The 18,778-nt window shown below is 67.8% G+C and carries 15 protein-coding genes; 6 read left to right on the forward strand and 9 right to left on the reverse strand.

The window, feature by feature from the left end; genetic code table 11:
- Window positions 1–18 precede the first annotated feature (18 nt).
- Window positions 19–729 carry a ribonuclease activity regulator RraA gene (locus EJP69_RS26205; protein WP_126473186.1) on the reverse strand — a complete coding sequence of 237 codons (711 nt, stop codon included), beginning with the start codon at window positions 727–729 and terminating at the stop codon, window positions 19–21.
- Between the two features lie 47 nt (window positions 730–776).
- A complete protein-coding gene (gene araD / locus EJP69_RS26210) occupies window positions 777–2,507 on the reverse strand; it encodes an L-arabinonate dehydratase (protein ID WP_126473188.1) in 1,731 nt (576 codons plus the stop codon).
- 114 nt (window positions 2,508–2,621) lie between these two features.
- Here araD and EJP69_RS26215 point away from each other — a divergent pair, with 114 nt between their 5' ends.
- The gene (locus tag EJP69_RS26215) at window positions 2,622–3,311 is read left to right on the forward strand and encodes a GntR family transcriptional regulator (RefSeq protein WP_093199199.1); all 690 of its coding nucleotides are present in this window, start codon (window positions 2,622–2,624) and stop codon (window positions 3,309–3,311) included.
- 18 nt (window positions 3,312–3,329) lie between these two features.
- Here the strand turns inward: EJP69_RS26215 and EJP69_RS26220 are convergent, their stop codons facing one another.
- From EJP69_RS26220 to EJP69_RS26240, 5 genes are all read right to left on the reverse strand, one after another.
- Window positions 3,330–3,767 (reverse strand): CBS domain-containing protein, encoded by a 438-nt coding sequence (locus EJP69_RS26220; RefSeq protein ID WP_093199197.1) that lies wholly within the window; start codon window positions 3,765–3,767, stop codon window positions 3,330–3,332.
- Between the two features lie 48 nt (window positions 3,768–3,815).
- Window positions 3,816–4,871, reverse strand: coding sequence for a 2-oxoacid:ferredoxin oxidoreductase subunit beta (locus EJP69_RS26225; RefSeq protein ID WP_093199194.1), 1,056 nt, complete (start codon window positions 4,869–4,871; stop codon window positions 3,816–3,818).
- Entirely contained in the window at window positions 4,868–6,715 is a 1,848-nt protein-coding gene (locus EJP69_RS26230) for a 2-oxoacid:acceptor oxidoreductase subunit alpha (RefSeq protein WP_093199190.1), read from the reverse strand. Before EJP69_RS26230 ends, EJP69_RS26225 begins: the two co-directional genes overlap by 4 nt.
- A complete protein-coding gene (locus EJP69_RS26235; RefSeq protein WP_126473190.1) occupies window positions 6,712–8,523 on the reverse strand; it encodes an FAD-dependent oxidoreductase in 1,812 nt (603 codons plus the stop codon). The genes EJP69_RS26230 and EJP69_RS26235 overlap by 4 nt, the downstream gene beginning before the upstream one ends.
- A gap of 149 nt (window positions 8,524–8,672) precedes the next feature.
- On the reverse strand, window positions 8,673–9,539 hold the full coding sequence (locus tag EJP69_RS26240) for a LysR substrate-binding domain-containing protein (protein ID WP_126473192.1): 867 nt from the start codon (window positions 9,537–9,539) through the stop codon (window positions 8,673–8,675).
- A gap of 255 nt (window positions 9,540–9,794) precedes the next feature.
- Between EJP69_RS26240 and psrA the strand changes: the two genes are divergently transcribed.
- The 5 genes from psrA to EJP69_RS26265 all read left to right on the forward strand — a co-directional run bounded on the left by psrA (window position 9,795) and on the right by EJP69_RS26265 (window position 15,386).
- On the forward strand, window positions 9,795–10,886 hold the full coding sequence (gene psrA, locus EJP69_RS26245) for an iron-containing alcohol dehydrogenase PsrA (protein WP_126473194.1): 1,092 nt from the start codon (window positions 9,795–9,797) through the stop codon (window positions 10,884–10,886).
- A gap of 99 nt (window positions 10,887–10,985) precedes the next feature.
- Window positions 10,986–12,296: an MFS transporter gene (locus EJP69_RS26250; protein WP_126473196.1), complete on the forward strand. Its 1,311-nt coding sequence runs from the start codon at window positions 10,986–10,988 to the stop codon at window positions 12,294–12,296.
- A 57-nt stretch (window positions 12,297–12,353) separates the two neighbouring features.
- Window positions 12,354–13,580: a phosphonoacetate hydrolase gene (gene phnA / locus EJP69_RS26255; protein ID WP_126473198.1), complete on the forward strand. Its 1,227-nt coding sequence runs from the start codon at window positions 12,354–12,356 to the stop codon at window positions 13,578–13,580.
- Between the two features lie 24 nt (window positions 13,581–13,604).
- Window positions 13,605–15,053: a phosphonoacetaldehyde dehydrogenase gene (gene phnY, locus EJP69_RS26260; protein WP_126473199.1), complete on the forward strand. Its 1,449-nt coding sequence runs from the start codon at window positions 13,605–13,607 to the stop codon at window positions 15,051–15,053.
- 111 nt (window positions 15,054–15,164) lie between these two features.
- Complete coding sequence (locus EJP69_RS26265; RefSeq protein ID WP_240652289.1) at window positions 15,165–15,386, forward strand: hypothetical protein; 222 nt, start codon at window positions 15,165–15,167, stop codon at window positions 15,384–15,386.
- Between the two features lie 28 nt (window positions 15,387–15,414).
- Here EJP69_RS26265 and EJP69_RS26270 read toward each other — a convergent pair whose 3' ends face one another.
- Both EJP69_RS26270 and EJP69_RS26275 read right to left on the reverse strand, forming a co-directional pair.
- Window positions 15,415–17,736 (reverse strand): sensor histidine kinase, encoded by a 2,322-nt coding sequence (locus EJP69_RS26270; protein ID WP_170217232.1) that lies wholly within the window; start codon window positions 17,734–17,736, stop codon window positions 15,415–15,417.
- Between the two features lie 19 nt (window positions 17,737–17,755).
- A complete protein-coding gene (locus tag EJP69_RS26275) occupies window positions 17,756–18,592 on the reverse strand; it encodes a response regulator transcription factor (RefSeq protein WP_093199160.1) in 837 nt (278 codons plus the stop codon).
- Window positions 18,593–18,778: the final 186 nt, after the last annotated feature.

Genomic DNA, 18,778 nt, shown 5'->3' on the forward strand with positions numbered 1-18,778 from the left:
TTTCTGTGATCGGCGGACTCAGCGGCCCGTGGCCTGGCGCCATGCGGCGAAGTCGTTGCGGCTCTGCTCGTCGGTAGGCGGATAGAGGCCGAGGATGGAGCGGCCTTCGAGCACCTTTTCCTGCACGAAGTCTTCGAAGGCGGTCATCTCGATTGCTTCGGCTGCGACCTCATCGGCGATATGGGCCGGGATGACGATCACGCCCTCGGCGTCGCCGACGACCACGTCGCCAGGGAACACCGGTGCGTCGCCGCAGCCGATGGGCACGTTGATGTCGATGGCCTGGTGCAGCGTGAGGTTGGTGGGCGCGCTGGGGCGCTGGTGGTATGCGGGAAATTCGAGCTTCGCGATGTCGGGGCTGTCGCGGAAGCCCCCATCGGTGACCACGCCTGCCACGCCGCGCTTCATGAGCCGCGTGACGAGGATGCCGCCGGCCGATGCGGCGCGCGCATCCTTGCGGCTGTCGATGACGAGCACCGCGCCCTCGGGGCACTGCTCCACCGCCTTGCGCTGCGGGTGGTCGCGGTCGAGGAAGACGCTGATCTGGTTCAGGTCTTCGCGCGCCGGCATGTAGCGCAGCGTGAAGGCCTCACCCACCATGTTGGGAAGTCCGGGGTTGAGCGGGCGCACGTCCTGGATGAACTGGTGGCGCAGGCCGCGCTTGAACAAGGCCGTGCACAGGGTGGCGGTGCTCACCTTCATGAGCTGGTCGCGGGTGGCGGGATTCACGTGTGGTCTCCGTTGTCGGCTGAAATGAAATCGGGTTGATGGGCGGGTCAGAAGATGTCGGGCTCTGGCACCGGCTTGCCGAAGCTGGTCTCGAGGAAGTCGAAGTCGCAGCCTTCGTCGGCCTGCCTGATGTGGCGGCCGAACATCCAGCCGTAGCCGCGCTCGTAGCGCGGCGGCGGCGGAGTCCATGCGGCCTTGCGGCGCGCGAGTTCTTCGTCGTCGATCTCGAGGTGGATGCGGCGCGCGGGCACGTCGACGGTGATGCGGTCGCCGGTCTGCACCAGCGCGAGCGGTCCACCGACGGCGGCTTCGGGCGAGCAGTGCAGCAGGCAGCCGCCGTAGCTGGTGCCGCTCATGCGCGCGTCGGACAGGCGCAGCATGTCCTTCACGCCCTGCTTCAGCAGCTTGGTCGGGATGGGCAGCATGCCCCACTCGGGCATGCCGGCGCCGCGCGGGCCGGCATTGCGCAGCACGAGGATGTCGTCGCCAGTCACGTCGAGGTCGGGGTCTTCCACCGCTTTCTTGAGCGACGGGTAGTCGTCGAACACCAGCGCGCGGCCGGTGTGCTTCAGCAGGTGCGGCGCACAGGCGCTGGGCTTGATGACCACGCCGTCGGGCGCGAGGTTGCCGCGCAGCACGGCCAGCGCGCCCTCCGCATAGATCGGGTTGGACAACGGCCGGATCACGTCGTCGTCGTAGACCTCGGCGCCTTCGATGTTCTCTCCGATGCTGCGGCCGTTGACGGTGAGCGCCTCTGTGCGAAGGTGGCCGCGGATGCGCTCCAGCATCGCCGGCAGGCCGCCCGCGTAGAAGAAGTCCTCCATCAGGTAGGCATCGCCGCTGGGCCGGATGTTGGCGATGACGGGCACTCGGCGGCTGAAGGCATCGAAGTCCTCGAGGCTCACGGCGTGGCCGGCGCGGCGCGACATCGCGATCAGGTGGATGACGGCGTTGGTGCTGCAGCCCATGGCCATCGCGCAGGCGATGCCGTTCTCGAAGTTGGCGCGCGTGAGCATCTTCGCGGGCGTGAGGTCTTCCCAGACCATCTCGACGATGCGGCGGCCGCAGTCGGCGCTCATGCGGATGTGGTTGGCATCGGCCGCAGGAATGCTCGACGCGCCGGGCAGCGTCAGGCCCACGGCCTCGGCGATGCCCATCATGGTTGCCGCCGTGCCCATGGTCATGCAGGTGCCGTGGCTGCGGGCGATGCCGGCTTCCATCTCGACCCATGCCTGCTCGCCAAGGCGGCCGGCACGGCGCTCGTCCCAGTACTTGAAGGCGTCGGAGCCCGAGCCGAGCACCTTGCCCTTCCAGTTGCCGCGCAGCATGGGGCCGGCCGGCAGGTAGATGAAGGGAATGCCCATGCTGAGCGCGCCCATCGTGAGGCCGGGCGTGGTCTTGTCGCAGCCACCCATCAGCACGGCGCCGTCGATCGGATGGCTGCGCAGCAGCTCTTCCGTTTCCATCGCGAGGAAGTTGCGATAGAGCATGGTCGTGGGCTTGACCATGCTTTCCGAAAGCGAGATCGCCGGCAGCTCGAGCGGAAAGCCGCCCGCCTGCAGCACACCGCGCTTCACGTCTTCCACGCGCTGCTTGAAGTGCGAGTGGCACTGGTTGGCGTCGCTCCAGGTGTTGACGATGGCAATGACGGGCTTGCCCATCCAGTCGGCGTAGCTGTAGCCCATCTGCAGCACGCGCGAGCGGTGGCCGAAAGAGCGGAAGTCGTCGGGCGCGAACCAGCGGGCGCTGCGAAGGGATTCGTAGGGGCGTTTCGTCAAGGGGTTGTCTCCATGGCCGCTGCGTGAAAAGTGCGGCCTTGCCGGCCTTCGCCGGCGTCGTCCGGCGAATTAAAACACTAGTATATTAGTGCGTCAATGACACAATCGCCGGCGATGAGCGCCTCCCCGAAGATCCGACTTGACCGCACCCGCCTTGCCGCGCCGCAGGTGCTGGAGAAACTGCGCGAAGCCATCCTCGCGCTCGAACTCGTTCCCGGAACCGTGCTGCAGCGGCAAGAGTTGGCTGACCGCTTCGGCGTGAGCCAGACCCCCGTGCGCGAGGCACTGCTGAGGCTCAACGAAGAAGGGCTGGTGGACGTGTTCCCGCAGCACGCGACGCTGGTGAGCCGCATCGACATCTCCGCTGCGCGCGAAGCGCACTTCCTCCGGCGCTCCATCGAGCTTGAGTTGGTGCACCAGCTGGCCGTTGAAGAATCACCGGGCCTTGTCGACCAGCTGAAAGGCGTCATCGCCCAGCAGGCCGCGCTTGCGACGTCGCAGCGCTACGGCGACTTCGTCAACGCCGATCGCGCATTCCATCGCCTGATGTACGAAGCCGGCGGCGTGCTCGGTCTCTGGGACCTGGTGGGACGCGTCTCGGGCCACGTCGACCGCCTGCGCCGCCTGCACCTGCCGACCGCCGGCAAGACAGAGGCGATTCTTCGCGACCATCGCGCCATCACGCGCGCCATCGAGGCGAAGGACCCGGACGCAGCCCAAGCCGCGCTGCGCAAGCACCTGTCGGGCACGCTCAGCGCGGTGAACGAGATCTGCAAGCAGTATCCCGACTACGTGATTCCCTGAAAGGGCTTCCCTGCCCTTTCACCCCAGCGCGTCGTTCACCTGCTCCCTGAACTCGCTCAGGCTGACCGCCGCGCCGATCTCCCTCGGCAGCGCGTCGCGCACCGAGAACACGCCCAGTACCTTCGCACCCGCCACCAGCGGCAGATGGCGGAAGCCGCGCTCGAGCATGAGCACCACCGCATCGGACACCAGCGTCTCCGGCGGCACGCAGATCGGGTTGGGCGTCATCACCTCGCGCACCGGCGTGGCGTCGGGATCGAGCCCCTTGGCGAGCACGCGCGTCATGAGGTCGCGCTCGGTCAATATGCCCAGCAGCGTGTCGGGCAGCTCCATGACGAGCACGCTGCCGCAGTTGGCCCGCGTCATCGCGCAGGCTGCGTCGCGCACGCTGGCCTGCGGTGCCAGGCTGAGCACGTGCTTGCGCGAAATCGATTGGAAAACGGTGCGCTCGGCCATGATGCGCCCTCCGTGAGTGCAACCTTGAATGGTGCCGCCGGCCCTTGCTCAGCGCAAGGAGGCGTTGAGCCGTTCCAGCGCCTGCGCGCCGGGACACAGCTGTTCCGGCCCCAGTGCGTTGAGCGGCCGGTCGCAGGTGTTGAGTGCCGTATGAAGGTCGGTGGCCAGCGGGTCGACGTACAGCAGCCCGGTGACCACCTCACCCATCTCCTGATGCCGCTGCATGTAGGCCATGGCGGCGAAACGGTCGCCCGGATCGTAGTCCGGGTGCAGGCTGCGCAGGCGCAGCAGCGTGCCGTCGTGCTGGCGCACGTCCATCACCTCGCCAGGCTCGATGTCGACGGCGATTTCCTCCCGTCCGCTGATGAAGTCGATGCGGCTCACCGCCTCGTTGTGCTCGCGGATGTAGTCGTAGCTCTTGGTGCTGCCCGGATGGTTGTTGAAGGCCACGCAGGGGCTGATCACGTCGATGAAGGCGGAGCCCCCATGGCTGATCGCGCCCTTGATGAGCGGCACCAGCTGCGCCTTGTTGCCCGAGAAGCCCCGCCCCACGTAGCTCGCGCCGAGCTGCAGCGCCATGGCCACGAGGTCCACCGGGCTGTCGGTGTTGACCACGCCCTTCTTGCTCTTCGAGCCCTGGTCGGCCGTGGCCGAGAACTGGCCCTTGGTGAGGCCGTAGACGCCGTTGTTCTCCACGATATAGGCCATGCGCACGCCGCGGCGCATCGCATGCGCGAACTGGCCCAGGCCGATGGAGGCCGAATCGCCGTCGCCCGACACGCCCAGGTACAGCAGGTCGCGGTTGGCCAGGTTGGCGCCGGTCAGCACGCTGGGCATGCGGCCGTGCACGGTGTTGAAGCCGTGCGACGCGCCGAGGAAGTAGTCCGGCGTCTTCGAGCTGCAGCCGATGCCCGAGAGCTTGGCCACGCGATGTGGTTCGATGTCGAGCTCCCAGCAGGCCTCGATGATGGAAGCCGAGATCGAGTCGTGGCCGCAGCCCGCGCAGAGCGTGGAGATCTTCCCCTCGTAGTCGCGCCGCGTGTAGCCGACCTTGTTGGTGGCCAGCGTCGGGTGCCGCAGCCTGGGCTTGGCGAGGTAGGTCATGCGGGCTCCTTCGCACCGGCGGTGCCTGGCGTGTGCGCCATCTTGCCGACATGCGCCTCGATCGCCTGGACGATGAAGCGCGCGGTGATGGGCGTGCCGTCGAAGTGCAGCACCCGCACCAGCTTCGCCGGATCGGCGTCCAGCTCGTTGACCAGCAGGCTGCGCATCTGCGCGTCGCGGTTCTGCTCGACCACGAACACGCGCTCGTGCCTGGCCAGGAACTGCACCACGCTGTCAGGGAACGGAAAGGCCCGCAGCCGCAGCGCATCGAGATGGATGCCGCGTTCTTCCAGCGCCTGCAGCGCCTCGTGCATCGAGGGGCTGGTCGAGCCGAAATAGATCACGCCCAGGTCGGTCTTCCGGGCAGCAGGCTTCAGCACGGGCTGAGGCACCAGCGTGGCCGCGGTCGCGAACTTCTTCAGCAGCCGCTCCATGTTGTAGATGTAGTCCGGGCCGCGCTCCGAATAGCGGGCGTAGGCATCGCGCGTCGTGCCGCGCGTGAAGTAGCTGCCCTTGGTCGGATGCGTGCCGGGCAGCGTGCGCCACGGAATGCCGTCGCCGTCGACGTCCTTGTAGCGGCCGAAGTCGCGGCCGGCCTCCAGCTCCTCGGCGCTCATGACCTTGCCGCGGTCGTAGGCCTTGCTGTCGTCCCACTCGAAGGGCTTGCACAGGCGCTGGTTCATGCCGATGTCCAGGTCGGTCATCACGAACACCGGCGTCTGCAGCCGGTCGGCCAGGTCCAGCGCCGCCGCCGCGTGTTCGAAGCACTCGTGCGGGTCTTCGGGAAAGAGCAGCACGTGCTTGGTGTCGCCGTGCGACGCGTAGGCGCAGCAAAGTATGTCGGCCTGCTGCGTGCGCGTAGGCATGCCGGTGGAAGGGCCGCCGCGCTGCACGTTGATGAGCGTGACCGGAATCTCCGCGAAGTAGGCCAGCCCGATGAACTCCGTCATCAGCGATATGCCCGGCCCCGAGGTCGCGGTGAAGGCCCGCGCGCCGTTCCACCCCGCTCCGACCACCACGCCGATCGACGCGAGTTCGTCCTCGGCCTGCACGATGGCGAAGCGGTGCTGGCCCGTGGACGGGTCCACGCGGAACTTGGTGCAGTACTTCTGGAAGGCCTCGGCAACCGATGACGAAGGCGTGATCGGATACCACGCCGCCACCGTCGCGCCGCCGTACACGCAGCCCAGCGCCGCCGCGCTGTTGCCGTCCACGAAGATCCTGTCGCCCACGCGGTCGGCGCGCCGCACCTTCAGCCCGACGGGCTCGCGCAGGTTCTCGCGCGCGAAGTCGCAGCCCAGGTGCAGCGCCTGCACGTTGGAGGCCAGCAGCTTCTCCTTGCCCTTGTACTGCTCGGAGAACAGCTTCTCGACCACTTCGGGCTCGATGCCCAGCAGGATCGAGAGCGCGCCCACGTAGACGATGTTCTTGAAAAGCTGCCGCTGTCGCGGGTCTTGATAGACAGCGTTGCAGATCTCGGTGAGCGGCATGCCGATCACGCGGATGTCGTCGCGGAACTTCGAGGGCGGCAGCGGCCGCGTGCTGTCGTAGAAGAGATAACCGCCGGGCTCCAGCTCGGCGACGTCGGCGTCCCAGGTCTGGGGGTTCATCGCCACCATCATGTCGGTGCCGCCGCGCCGGCCGAGGTGGCCCTCTTCGGTCACGCGCACCTCGTACCAGGTGGGCAGCCCCTGGATGTTGCTGGGGAAGATGTTGCGCGGGCTCACCGGCACGCCCATGCGCAGGATGGCCTTGGCGAACAGTTCGTTGGCCGAGGCCGAACCCGATCCGTTGACGTTGGCGAACTTGATGACGAAGTCGTTCACCGCCTCGATCTGCTTCATGCCGGCACCTCCTGGCCCTGCGCCTGCCCGGCGAGCGACATCTTCAGCAGGAACTTCTGCATGTCCCACGCGCCCGTGGGGCAGCGTTCGGCGCACAGGCCGCAGTGCAGGCAGACGTCCTCGTCCTTGACCATCACGCGGCCCGTCTTGAGTCCGCCGGACACGTACAGGTCCTGCGCCAGGTTCAGCGCCGGGGCCTTCAGGCGCGAGCGCAGCCCTTCTTCCTCGCCGTTGTCGACGAAGTTGATGCAGTCCATCGGGCAGATGTCCACGCAGGCGTCGCATTCGATGCAGGCGGTTTCGGTGAACACGGTCTGCACGTCGCAGTTCAGGCAGCGTCCGGCTTCCTTGAAGGCGGTGGCGGCGTCGAAGCCCAGCTCCACTTCCACGCGGATGCTCGCCAGCGCCGCCTCGGCCTTGGCCCACGGCACCTTGTAGCGCAGGTCGTTGGAGGTGTCGTTGTCGTAGCTCCACTCGTGGATGCCCATCTTCTGCGACACCAGGTTGGTCATGGGCGGCGGCCGGTCGTCGACCGGCTCGGCGCGCAGCAGCTTGTCGATGGACACGGCCGCCTCATGGCCGTGCGCCACCGCGGTGATGATGTTCTTCGGCCCGAAGGCCGCGTCGCCGCCGAAGAACACATTGGGCACCGACGACTGGAAGGTGCTCGCGTCCAGCACCGGCAGGCCCCACTTGTCGAAGTCGATGCCGCAGTCGCGCTCGATCCACGGGAAGGCGTTTTCCTGGCCCACCGCCACCAGCACCTCGTCGCACTCGAAATACGCGTCGGGCTCGCCCGTGGGCTCCAGCGTGCGGCGGCCCTTGTCGTCGTAGACCGCCTTCACGATCTCGAAGCTCATACCGACGAGCTTGCCGTTCTCGTGCACGAAGGCCTTGGGCACGTGGAAGTTGATGATCGGAATGCTCTCGTGCTGGGCGTCTTCCTTCTCCCAGGGCGAGGCCTTCATCTCCTCGAAGCCGCTGCGCACGATGACCTTCACGTCGGTGCCGCCCAGCCGGCGCGCCGAGCGGCAGCAGTCCATGGCCGTGTTGCCGCCACCGAGCACGATCACGCGCTTGCCGATGCTGCTGACGTGGCCGAAGGAAACGGAGTTCAGCCAGTCGATGCCGATGTGGATGCTCTCGGCCGCTTCACGCCGGCCCGGAATGTCGAGGTCGCGCCCGCGAGGCGCGCCGCAGCCGACGAAGATCGCGTCCCAGCCCTGCCCCATCAGCGCGGTCATCGAATCGATGCGCTCGCCGCCGCGGAACTCGACGCCCAGGTCGAGCACGTAGCCGGTTTCCTCGTCGATCACCGACTCCGGCAGCCTGAAGCGCGGGATCTGCGTGCGGATGAAGCCGCCCGGCTTGGCCTCGCCGTCGAACACCGTCACTTCGTAGCCCAGTGGCGCGAGGTCGCGCGCGACGGTGAGCGAGGCCGGCCCGGCGCCGATGCATGCGACGCGCTTGCCGTTGCTCGGTTCCGTCTTCGGCATGCGCGCGCGCACGTCCTCCTTCATGTCGGCGGCCACGCGCTTGAGCCTGCAGATGGCCACCGGCTCCGGAGCCTGCGTATTGCTTTCTTCCACCCGCCCGCGGCGGCAGGCCGGCTCGCAGGGCCGGTCGCAGGTGCGCCCCAGGATGCCCGGAAAGACGTTGGAGACCCAGTTGACCATGTACGCGTCGCCGTATCGGCGCTGCGCGATCATGCGTATGTATTCGGGGACGGGAGTGTGCGCCGGGCAGGCGTACTGGCAATCGACGACCTTGTGGAAATAGGCCGGGTTGGCAATGTTCGTTCGCTGCAACACGTGTCTCCTGGCTGTCGCCCGGAACCCCGGAGGGGCCGACGAGTGGCTTGTGGCGCTTTTGGCGGAGTATGCGCCGCTCAGGCTGGAGCGCAAGCTTGGTGAAATCCCGCAGCCACCGGGGCCCCGCCCGGGGCCTCACCCAGGGCTCATCCGAGCGCGACGGCGAACAGGGCGTCGATCAGCGGCCGGTCCCTGCGGATGGACAGGCAGCACAGCGAATAGCTGATCGACAGCTGCTCGTCGTCGACGGCGACCGCCACGAGTCCCGGCAGCGGGATGAACTCCACCTGTGTGACGAAGGAAACGCCCATTCCGTTGGCCACCGCGTGCTGGATGGCCTCGCGGCTGTTGATCTCCATCGCGCAGTGCAGGTTCACGTCCTGCTGCCGGCAGGCGCGCTCGACGCGATGCCGGGTCTTGGAGCCGGGCTCGCGCATGATGACCGTCTCGCCTTCGATGTCGCGGGTGGAGATGGACTTTCGCTTCGTCCATGCATGGCCCTCGGGCACCACCGCGACGATGCGCTCCGTGCGGTAGGGCTCGATGTGCAGGCCTTCCGCCCCGGCCGGATCGACGACGATGCCGACGTCGATGCTGAAGTCCTGCAGGCCCTGCAAGGTGGACTCTTCCGACCCGATCGACACCGTGATGTCCAGCGGCGGGTGTGCTTCCTTGAAGTTGCGCGCCAGCTCCATCGCGATGGGCGGCGACACCGCGCCGACGCGCACCAGCCCCACCTTGAGCTTGCGCGCGCTCTGCAGGAAGAGCATGGCTTCCTCCTCCTGCCCGAACAGCCCCTGCGTAATGGCATAGAGCCGCTCGCCCGCTGCAGTGAGCTTCACGCTGCGGCCGCTGCGCAGGAAGAGCTCCACGCTGAAGCGGGTCTCCAGCGACTTGACCTGGTCGGTCACCGTCGGCTGCCCGATGTGCAGGTATTGCGCCGCCGAGGTGAAGCCGCCGGTCTTCGCCACGGCGTGAAAGCATCTGATCGATTTGTAGTACTGGTGGAACATGGATTCGGGCCCCGGGGGCGTGCAGCCTCTCACAGGCGCGCCCGCGCGCGAATGGGCGCTTTCCCCGGGTCGTGATGCCGGCGCGGGCCGTTCATCCATCGGTTTTCGACCATGCGCACACCGGAAATGCGATTGGACGGAACTTCGGGCCGCTTCGACACTGCCTTCACCAAGAAAGAAACGCGCGGCACAGCGCGATGCAGAAGCAGCGAAAAGAGAAGCCACCGAAGCAACCGCCGACACGAGACAAACCCGATGCCCCACGCATATCACAACCCCGTATCCATCCACAGCGGCCGAGGCAGCCTTGAACGGCTCCCATCGATACTCGCCGGCCGCCGCGTCGCGGTCGTCACCTTTCCCGAGGCGCGCGAGCTCGGGCTGGTCGAGCGCCTCGAGAAGCTCCTGCCCGGCTCGCTGGTCGAGGTGATCGACGACGTGCGCCCCAACCCCGACGTGGCGCACCTGAGCGCCCTGTACGACCGCTTCTGGCAGTCGCCCGATGCCTGCGATGCGATCGTGGCAGTCGGCGGCGGCAGCGCCATCGACACAGCCAAGGCGCTGATGGTGGGCACGGCGAGCGGTCGCTTCGACGAACTGGTCGACCTGCTGTCGGCGGGCAAGTCCTTCGAGCCCGCCAACGTCAAGCCGCTGATCGCCGTGCCGACGACGGCCGGCACCGGCAGCGAGGTGACGCCCTGGGCGACGATCTGGGACTCAGCCCGGCAGAAGAAGTATTCGCTGCACCTGCAGGCCACCTGGCCCGAGGCAGCCATCGTCGATCCCGAGCTGATGCTCTCGGTGCCGGCGGGAATCACCGTGTCGACCGGGCTCGATGCGCTGTCCCATGCGCTGGAGTCGGTGTGGAACGTGAATGCGAACCCGGTCTCCGACACCTTCGCCATCTCCGCCGTGCAGGACATCTTCGAATGCCTGCCGGCCCTGGTGAAAGACCTGCGCAGCATCGAACTGCGCGAGCGCATGGCGATGGCCGCGCTCAAGGCCGGGCTCGCGTTCTCCAACACGAAGACCGCACTGGCCCATTCGATCTCGTACGAGATGACGCTGCGCTACGGCCTGCCTCACGGCATCGCCTGCTCGTTCACGCTGCCGATCGTTCTCGAGAAGGCATGGGCGCGCTCGCCTGATCGCGACCGCACGCTGCAGCGCCTCTTCGGTCCCGACCTGCGCGCCGGTGCCCTGCGCCTGCGCGACTTCCTGCAGGGGCTGGGCGTGAAGACCGAGTTCGCGGACTACGGCGTGGCGGACGCCGAGGCCACGGCCATGATCGCGCGCGCCATGGACGGGGCACGCGGCAGGAACTTCATCGGCGCGGTGTCGGCCTAGCCGGTCGAAGCCGAAGAACGGCAAGAAAAAGATACCGGCGCCACAGCCGGTTCCACGGACCCAGGTCCGTCGGGAACAGGAAAAAACAGGAGACAAGACATGCAACTGGCGAACCAGGGTTTGCAGGCCGGCGCGTACGCGCAGCCCCACGAGTTTTCATTCCGGCGTGCGCAGTGGCGAATGCTGCTGGCCGCCATGTTCTGCTACCTCTTCTTCTACACCGGTCGGCAGACTTTCGGCTTCGCGATTCCGGGGCTGCAGAAGGAATTCGGGTTGTCGAAGGAAGTGCTGGGCTGGGCATCGGCCAGCCTGCTGTGGTGCTACGCCATCGGTCAGGCGATCAACGGCAACCTCGCCGACAAGTTCGGCGGCCGCCGCGTGATGACCGCGGGCGCCATTCTTTCGTGCGCGGCCAACTGGGTGGTGAGCTTCGCCGTCGGCTTCAAGACGCTCGCGATTCCATGGGGCGTCAACGGCTACTTCCAGGCGCTCGGCTGGGCGCCGGGCAGCCGCCTGCTGTCGAACTGGTGGGGCGCGAGCGAGCGCGGCAAGGTGTTCGGCTTCTACACCTTCGCGGCGGGGTGCGCGTCGATCCTGTCGTTCGTCACCTCCATCATCGTCGTCAACGTGCTGCACCTGGACTGGCGCTGGATCTTCAGGCTGCCCGTGCTGCTGATGCTGGTGGGCGGCATCGCGTTCTACCTGATCGCCCGTGAACGCCCCGAGGACCTGGGCTTCAAGTCGCCCGACACCGGCATCGCCAACGCGGAAGACGCGAAGGCCGCCGCCGCGAGCCACGCCCCACCCGAGGAAAGCTCGTGGAGCCGCTACAAGGCCGTGCTGTGCAACCCGAGGCTGCTCATCGCCGCGCTCGCCATCGGCTTCCAGAACGCGGCGCGCTACGGCCTGATCGTCTGGGTGCCCGTGCACTTCCTCGGCAAGGACTGGAGCAAGATGGCCGACGGCATGATCGATCCGGCCTGGATCTCGGTGGCTCTGCCCGTGGGCATGGCCTTCGGCGCGCTCACCAACGGCTGGATCTCCGACCGCGTGTTCGGCTCGAAGCGCTACAAGGCGATCGTGCTCTACATGCTGCTGGGCGCGGCCGCCTCGATCGGCATGTACCTCACGCCCACGAGCATCGCCGGGCTGGCGCTGCTCTTCCTCGCGGGCTTCTTCGTCTACGGCCCCGCTTCCTCCTTCTGGGCCCTGTGCCCCGACCTCGTGGGAGCCAAGCGCTCGGGCACGGCCACCGGCGTCATGAACTTCTTCTCCTACCTGCTGGCGGGCCTGGGCGAACCGCTGATCGGCCGGCTGCTGGACCACTCGGGCAGCACGTCGATGGTCTTCCCGATCGTCGCGGCCAGCTGCCTCATCAGCGCCGCCATCGCGGTCTTCATCCGGCGCTGAGGCGGGCCGCCCTTCCCTTCATTCGTTCAATCCATCTGTATCAAGGAACCCTCTGCCATGAAACCCGAATCGCTGGAAGTCAACGCCCGCAGCTACCGCTGGATGAGCCGCCCCGTCGTGGTCGTGTGCGTCGACGGCTGCGAGCCCGCCTACCTCGACGCAGCCATCGCCGCCGGCGTGGCGCCGTACATCGAGCGCATGAGAAAGACCGGCGCCGACCTGCTGGCCGATTGCGTGGTGCCCTCGTTCACCAACCCGAACAACCTGTCGATCGTGACCGGTGCGCCGCCCGCGGTGCACGGCATCTGCGGCAACTACTTCTTCGACCGCGAGCTCGGCCAGGAAGTGATGATGAACGACCCGAAGTACCTGCGCGCCGGCACGGTGCTCGCGGCCTTCGCGGATGCCGGCGCCAAAGTGGCAGTGGTGACCGCCAAGGACAAGCTGCGCAAGCTGCTGGGCCACCGCATGAAGGGCATCTGCTTCTCGTCGGAGAAGGCCGACCAGGCCACCGTGGAGGAGAACGGCATCGACGGCGTGGTCGAGATGGTCGGCATGCCCGTGCCCTCGGTGTACAGCGCGGAGCTGTCGGAGTTCGTGTTCGCGGCCGGCGTGAAGCTGATGGAGTCGCGCCACCCCGACCTGATGTACCTCTCGACCACCGACTACGTGCAGCACAAGGCTGCGCCCGGAAGCCCCGCCGCCAATGCCTTCTACGCGATGATGGACGCCTACCTCGCACGGCTCGACGCGTTGGGCGCCACCATCGTGCTCACCGCCGACCATGGCATGAACGACAAGCACGACGCGCAGGGCGCGCCGAAGGTCGTCTACCTGCAGGACGTGCTCGACGACTGGTACGGCCAGGACGAGGCGCGCGTCATCCTGCCGATCACCGATCCCTACGTGGTGCACCACGGCGCGCTCGGTTCCTTCGCCACCGTGTACGCACCCGACGAGGCCCGCGTGCCGGGCTGGATCGACCGACTGCAGAGCCTGCCGGGCATGGAGCTGGTGCTTTCGCGCAAGGACGCGGCCCAGCGCTTCGAGCTGCCGCCCGACCGCATCGGCGACATCGTGGTCGTCAGCGAACGCAGCACGGTCATCGGCACCTCGGCGAGCCGGCACGACCTCTCGGCGCTCGAGGTGCCTCTGCGCTCGCACGGCGGGGTCTCGGAGCAGCGCGTGCCGCTGATCTGCAACCGCCCCGTCTCAGGCATCGCGGCCGGGCGCCGGCTGCGCAACTTCGATGCGCTCGACCTCGCGCTGAACCACGCCCAGTAACGCACGCCCCTACTGAAGACCGCCATGAACCAAGCCCTGCCCAAGCCCGCCGAGATCCATCACGAAGCGCTGCGTATCGCCGGCGAACGCGTCTACCGCGACGAGGTCATCGAGGTGACCTATCCCTACACCGGCGAAGTGATCGCCACCGTGCCGAAGGCCACGCTGGCGGACGTGCGGCGCGCCTACCGCATCGCCTGCGACTACAGGCCGACGCTCACGCGCTACGAGCGTTATCGCATCCTGATGCGCGCAGGCGAGCTCATCGCCTCGCGCCTGGACGAGATCTCGCGCACCATCACGCTGGAGTCGGGCCTGTGCCGCAAGGATTCGCTGTACGAGGTGGGCCGCGCGTCCGACGTGCTGCTGTTCGCCGCCAACCAGGCGCTGGTGGACGACGGCCAGGTGTTCTCCTGCGACCTCACGCACCACGGCAAGAGCCGCAAGGTCTACACGCTGCGCGAACCGCTGCAGGGCGCGATCACGGCGATCACGCCGTTCAACCATCCGCTGAACCAGGTGATCCACAAGGTGGCGCCTTCCATCGCCACCAACAACCGCATGGTGCTCAAGCCCAGCGAGAAGACACCGCTCTCGGCCTTCATCCTCGCCGACATCCTGTACGAGGCGGGCCTTCCGCCGCAGATGCTGTCGGTGATCACCGGAGACCCGCGCGAGATTGCCGACGAGATGCTCACCAGCGCCGACGTCGACCTCGTCACCTTCACCGGCGGCGTGGCCATCGGCAAGTACATCGCGGGCAAGGCGGTCTACAAGCGGCAGATCCTGGAGCTGGGCGGCAACGATCCGATCATCGTGATGGAAGACGCCGACGTCGAGGAAGCCGCGACGCTGGCCGCCAGCGGCTCCTACAAGAACTCGGGCCAGCGCTGCACGGCCATCAAGCGCATGCTGGTGCACGAGGCGGTGGCCGACCGCTTCGTCGAGCTGCTGGTGCGCAAGACCGAGGCACTGAAATACGGCGACCCGATGGACCCGCACACGGACATGGGCACGGTGATCGACGAGGCGGCGGCGAAGCAATTCGAGTCGGTGGTCGGCGAGGCCATCGCCGGCGGCGCGAAGCTGCTGTACGGAAATGTGCGCCGCGGCGCGCTGTACTCGCCCACTGTGCTCGACCACGTCGAACCGGGGATGACGGTCGCGAAGCACGAAACCTTCGGGCCGGTCTCGCCGGTGATCCGCTTCTCGAGCATCGAGGAGGCCATCCGCATCTCCAACGGCACGGCCTACGGCCTCTCGTCGGCCGTATGCACGAACCGCATGGACTACATCACGCGCTTCATCCGCGAGCTGAACGTGGGCAGCGTGAACGTGCGCGAGGTGCCGGGCTACCGGCTGGAGCTCACGCCCTTCGGCGGCATCAAGGACTCGGGCCTTGGCTACAAGGAAGGCGTGCTGGAGGCGATGAAGAGCTTCACCAACACCAAGACCTACTCGCTGCCATGGTGATCTCCAGGTGAAGCCGCCCTCCGGCGAAGCCATCTGCGCCAGGAGGGCGATTCCCCCATTGCGGACTTCATGCGCTCACAATGTCCGCCGGTTACTCCACGGGACGACACCATGAGCGTTTTGCACATGTTTCTACCGGTATGCGAGCCGGCGCGCAGCGAGGCGCTGGCACTGTTGCGGAAGACACACCACCTGCCCCGCCACCTCGTCAAGGGCATCGCGATAAGACATCACGGCCAAAGCGAAGCGGCCGCCGCGCCCGACGCGCAGCTGGCCCAGCAGCAGGCACAGACACCGCCACCGGAAGCACAGGCACCGGCCTCGCCGCAATAGCCGCGGCGGCAGCCAGGTCGAAGATCACTCACTGGCCCGCGTTCGGCGTGGCGCGCGCCAGCAGCCGGATGTGCTCGAAATCGAGCAGGTCCAGCGCATGCCGCACCGCCTCGACCAGCGCCGAATGGCGCGCATCGGCAGCGAGGCGGTCGGCCCACTCGTGCAGGTCGCTCCAGCGGCCGTCGCGTGCGAGCGTCTCGAGTTCGTCGCGCACCGCCGCGGGCAGCGGCGCGATCGCGGGCACCGGCATGCGCCTGGCCTTGCCGGCAGGCGCTGCAACGGGCAGCACGGGGCGCGGCGGCGGCTTCACGACCACCGGCACCAGCTCCTTCGGAGCCTCCTTCACGATCACCGAGAAGCGCACGCGCGTTCCCAGGTTGCGGCGGCTTTCCAGCTGCATCCGCCCGCCCATGTGCTGCACGATGCGCCGCGCTATCGTCAGCCCGAAGCCGTGGCCGTTCGAGCTGGGTGCGCCCTGCTCGAAGGCTTTCACGATGCGTGCCTGGTCTTCCTTTTCGATGCCGACGCCGCTGTCCCACACGTCGAACTCGAGCCGCCATGAGTCCTGGCGCGGGCGCGCCTGCACGCGCAGGCCGATCTTGCCGTCGCGCGTGAACTTCGCGGCGTTCGACAGCAGGTTCAGCAGCAGCTGCTGGAAGCGCTTGCTGTCCAGCTGGACGGCGGTGGGCAGCGCGCCCAGCACATCCAGCTCGAAGAGGTTGCGCTGGCGCTGGGCGAGCGTGTCGGCGTACTGCGCGATGTCGTCGATCAGCGCGCGCAGGTGCACCGGCCGCGGCTCGAACGAGAAGGGAAGCAGCTCGCTCCTCGCGTAGTCGAGCAGGTCGTCGATGAGCGCGAGCTGGTAGGCCGCGCTGCGCTCGATGGCCTGCAGCCGCTCGGGCGGCGGCGGGCCGTCGACGTCGAGCAGGCGCACGTTGCCGACGATGGTCGACAGCGGCGCGCGCAGGTCGTGGCTGATGTAGGCAAGCAGCTGCGTCTGGTCGCGCGACTGCTGCTCGGCCTGCTCCAGCGCCGCGTTCAGCGCGTGCGTCTTGCGCTCCACCTCGTCCTGCAGCCGCTGCTGTTCTTCCGCCTGCCAGTGCGCCAGCGTGCGCTGCGCGGAATGCCGCTGGCGCGACAGGTGGTGCGCCCACACTGCCAGCGCCACCAGGCCGACGAGCATGCCCGGGAAGCCCAGCGCGTAGGCGTCGAAGCCGGGAATCATGTGCGATGGCATCGCCAGTTCGACCAACCGCAAACACACGCCGACGGCGACGATGGTCATCACCGGAAATGCCAGCCGCCCGCCGGGCCCCGCGCGGCGCATGTAGACGAAGGTGCTGACGGTGAGCGACAGCACCACCAGCGGCGCGCTCAGCGTGCCCGCTGTCGCGAAGGGCGCGTAGGGCCCGAAGAGCGTGCCCAGCACCACCACGCACTGCGCCAGCGCGAGCACCACGAGCCAGCGCAGCCCGGGCACGCGCACCGGACCGCGCCGCGACACGGTGTAAAGGTAGAACATCAGCGACAGCACGCAGCAGCCCGCGGTGACGCCCGCCGCGCGGTAGCTCCACTCGATGCTGTCTGGCCACAGTGCGAGCCGCGCGTGGCCGCGGTATGTGCTCTCGTAGAGCGCCACCAGCGCGAAGCCCATGCTCTGCAGCGCCATCGCCAGGTGGCGCGAGATGACCCACAGCGACAGCGAATACACCGACAGCACCAGCAGTCCGCCGATGAGCAGGCCGTCGAGCAGCGCATGGCTGCTTTCCGACATGCGCCACGCGTCCGCCGAATACAGCTTCGGCACGAGCTTGACGCTGCTGTTGGTGCGCACCCGCACCAGCACGCGCGCCTGCTCTCCGGGGCGCAGGTCGAGGTCCAGCGTGGGCACGCGGTCGCGGTCGCGAGCGGCGCTCGAACGCACCGACACGCCGGCCTGTTCGTGCGTCCACGTGGCCCAGCCCGCGAGTTCGCGGCGGGCATGGAAATCGACGTGCTGCAGCCATGTCGCATCGAGCACCAGCCGCAGCGGCTGGATCGCGTCGCTGCCGTTCACCACGGTCAGCCGCAGCCAGAACGCCGACTTCGAAAAGCCCGGCCGCATGCGCGCGGGCGTGCCGGGCTGGAAACCGTCGGGACCGTCGCCCGGCAGCGCGTCGACCTCGTCGAGCGACATGCGCGCGCCGGTGTCCTCGAACACTTCGACGCGCGTGTCGAGCGCAATGGGCCAGCGGGTCTCGTCGTCGATGCGCAGCACGTCCGCCCAGGCGGCGGGAAGCGCCGTCGCCATCAGCCAGAAGACGGCGCAAAGCAGGAGCGCGCGAGTGCCGCCAAGGCCCGGGGTGGTCACCGCCTTTGCCGGTGCCGCGTCAGGCCGAAGGCACCGACGGCGGCGCGACCGGAGCCAGCCGCGCCTGGCGGAAGGCGGTGGGCGTGGTGCCGAAGCGTTCGCGGAATGCGGTCGAGAAATTGGCCGCGCCCGAAAAGCCGACGGCCAGGGCCACTTCTTCCACGCTGAGCGCCGAGTTCACGAGCAGCCGCTGCGCCTCCGCAAGGCGTGCCTCTCGCGCGAACTCGAACACCGTGCGGCCGGTCTGTTCCTTGAACACGCGCGACAGGCGCTTCTCGTGCGTGCCCACGCTCGCGGCCAATGCGGGCAACGCCGGCACGTTCGCGAGGTCGGAACGCACCAGCCGTTCGACCGCCTGCGCGAGCACGCGGTCTGCGTGGTCGGCGGCTGGTTCGCCCTTGGCGTGCTCCAGCGCGCTCTCTGCCTCTTCCATGCAGGCCTGCGCCTGGTGCCTGCAGCTCGCGAGCGCGAGGTGCACCGCCACGCGCGCCAGCACTTCCGCCGGCTCGAAGGGCTTGAGGATGTAGTCGACCGCGCCTTCGCGCAGGCCTGTGAGGCGCTCTTCCACCGAGCTGGAGGAGGTCACGAAGATCACCGGGATGCGCGCCGTCGCGCGGTCGGCCTTCAGCAGCCGGCAGGTCGCGTAGCCGTCGGTGGCGCCCATGCGCACGTCGAGCAGCACCAGGTCGGGCTGCAGCGCGGTCGCCCGGCGATAGCCCTCCAGCGCATCGAACGCCAGGCTGATGCGGTGCCCCGCCTCGCGCAACACGCCCAGCAGCAACTGCAGCTCTTCGATGTTGTCGTCGATGACGAGGATGTGCGCGCGCCGGGGCGGCGTGGTCGACCAGTAGGACATGGGCGTCGAGCGTAGGAGTGCGTCGCCGAAAAGCAGCGTGAATTAGTTCACACTCAGTTCACATTATGTTGCATTGGTAAACAAATGTCATCATTAGCAAAGCTTTCGTCCTGATTCGCAAAGGCTCCCTTCGGGGCCCCGCCGAAGAATCCCGCCCTTTCCGGAGCACCCGTCGCCTTCGCGACG

Origin of the sequence: Variovorax gossypii (assembly GCF_003965815.1) — a bacterium.
Taxonomy (GTDB): Bacteria; Pseudomonadota; Gammaproteobacteria; order Burkholderiales; family Burkholderiaceae_C; genus Variovorax; species Variovorax gossypii.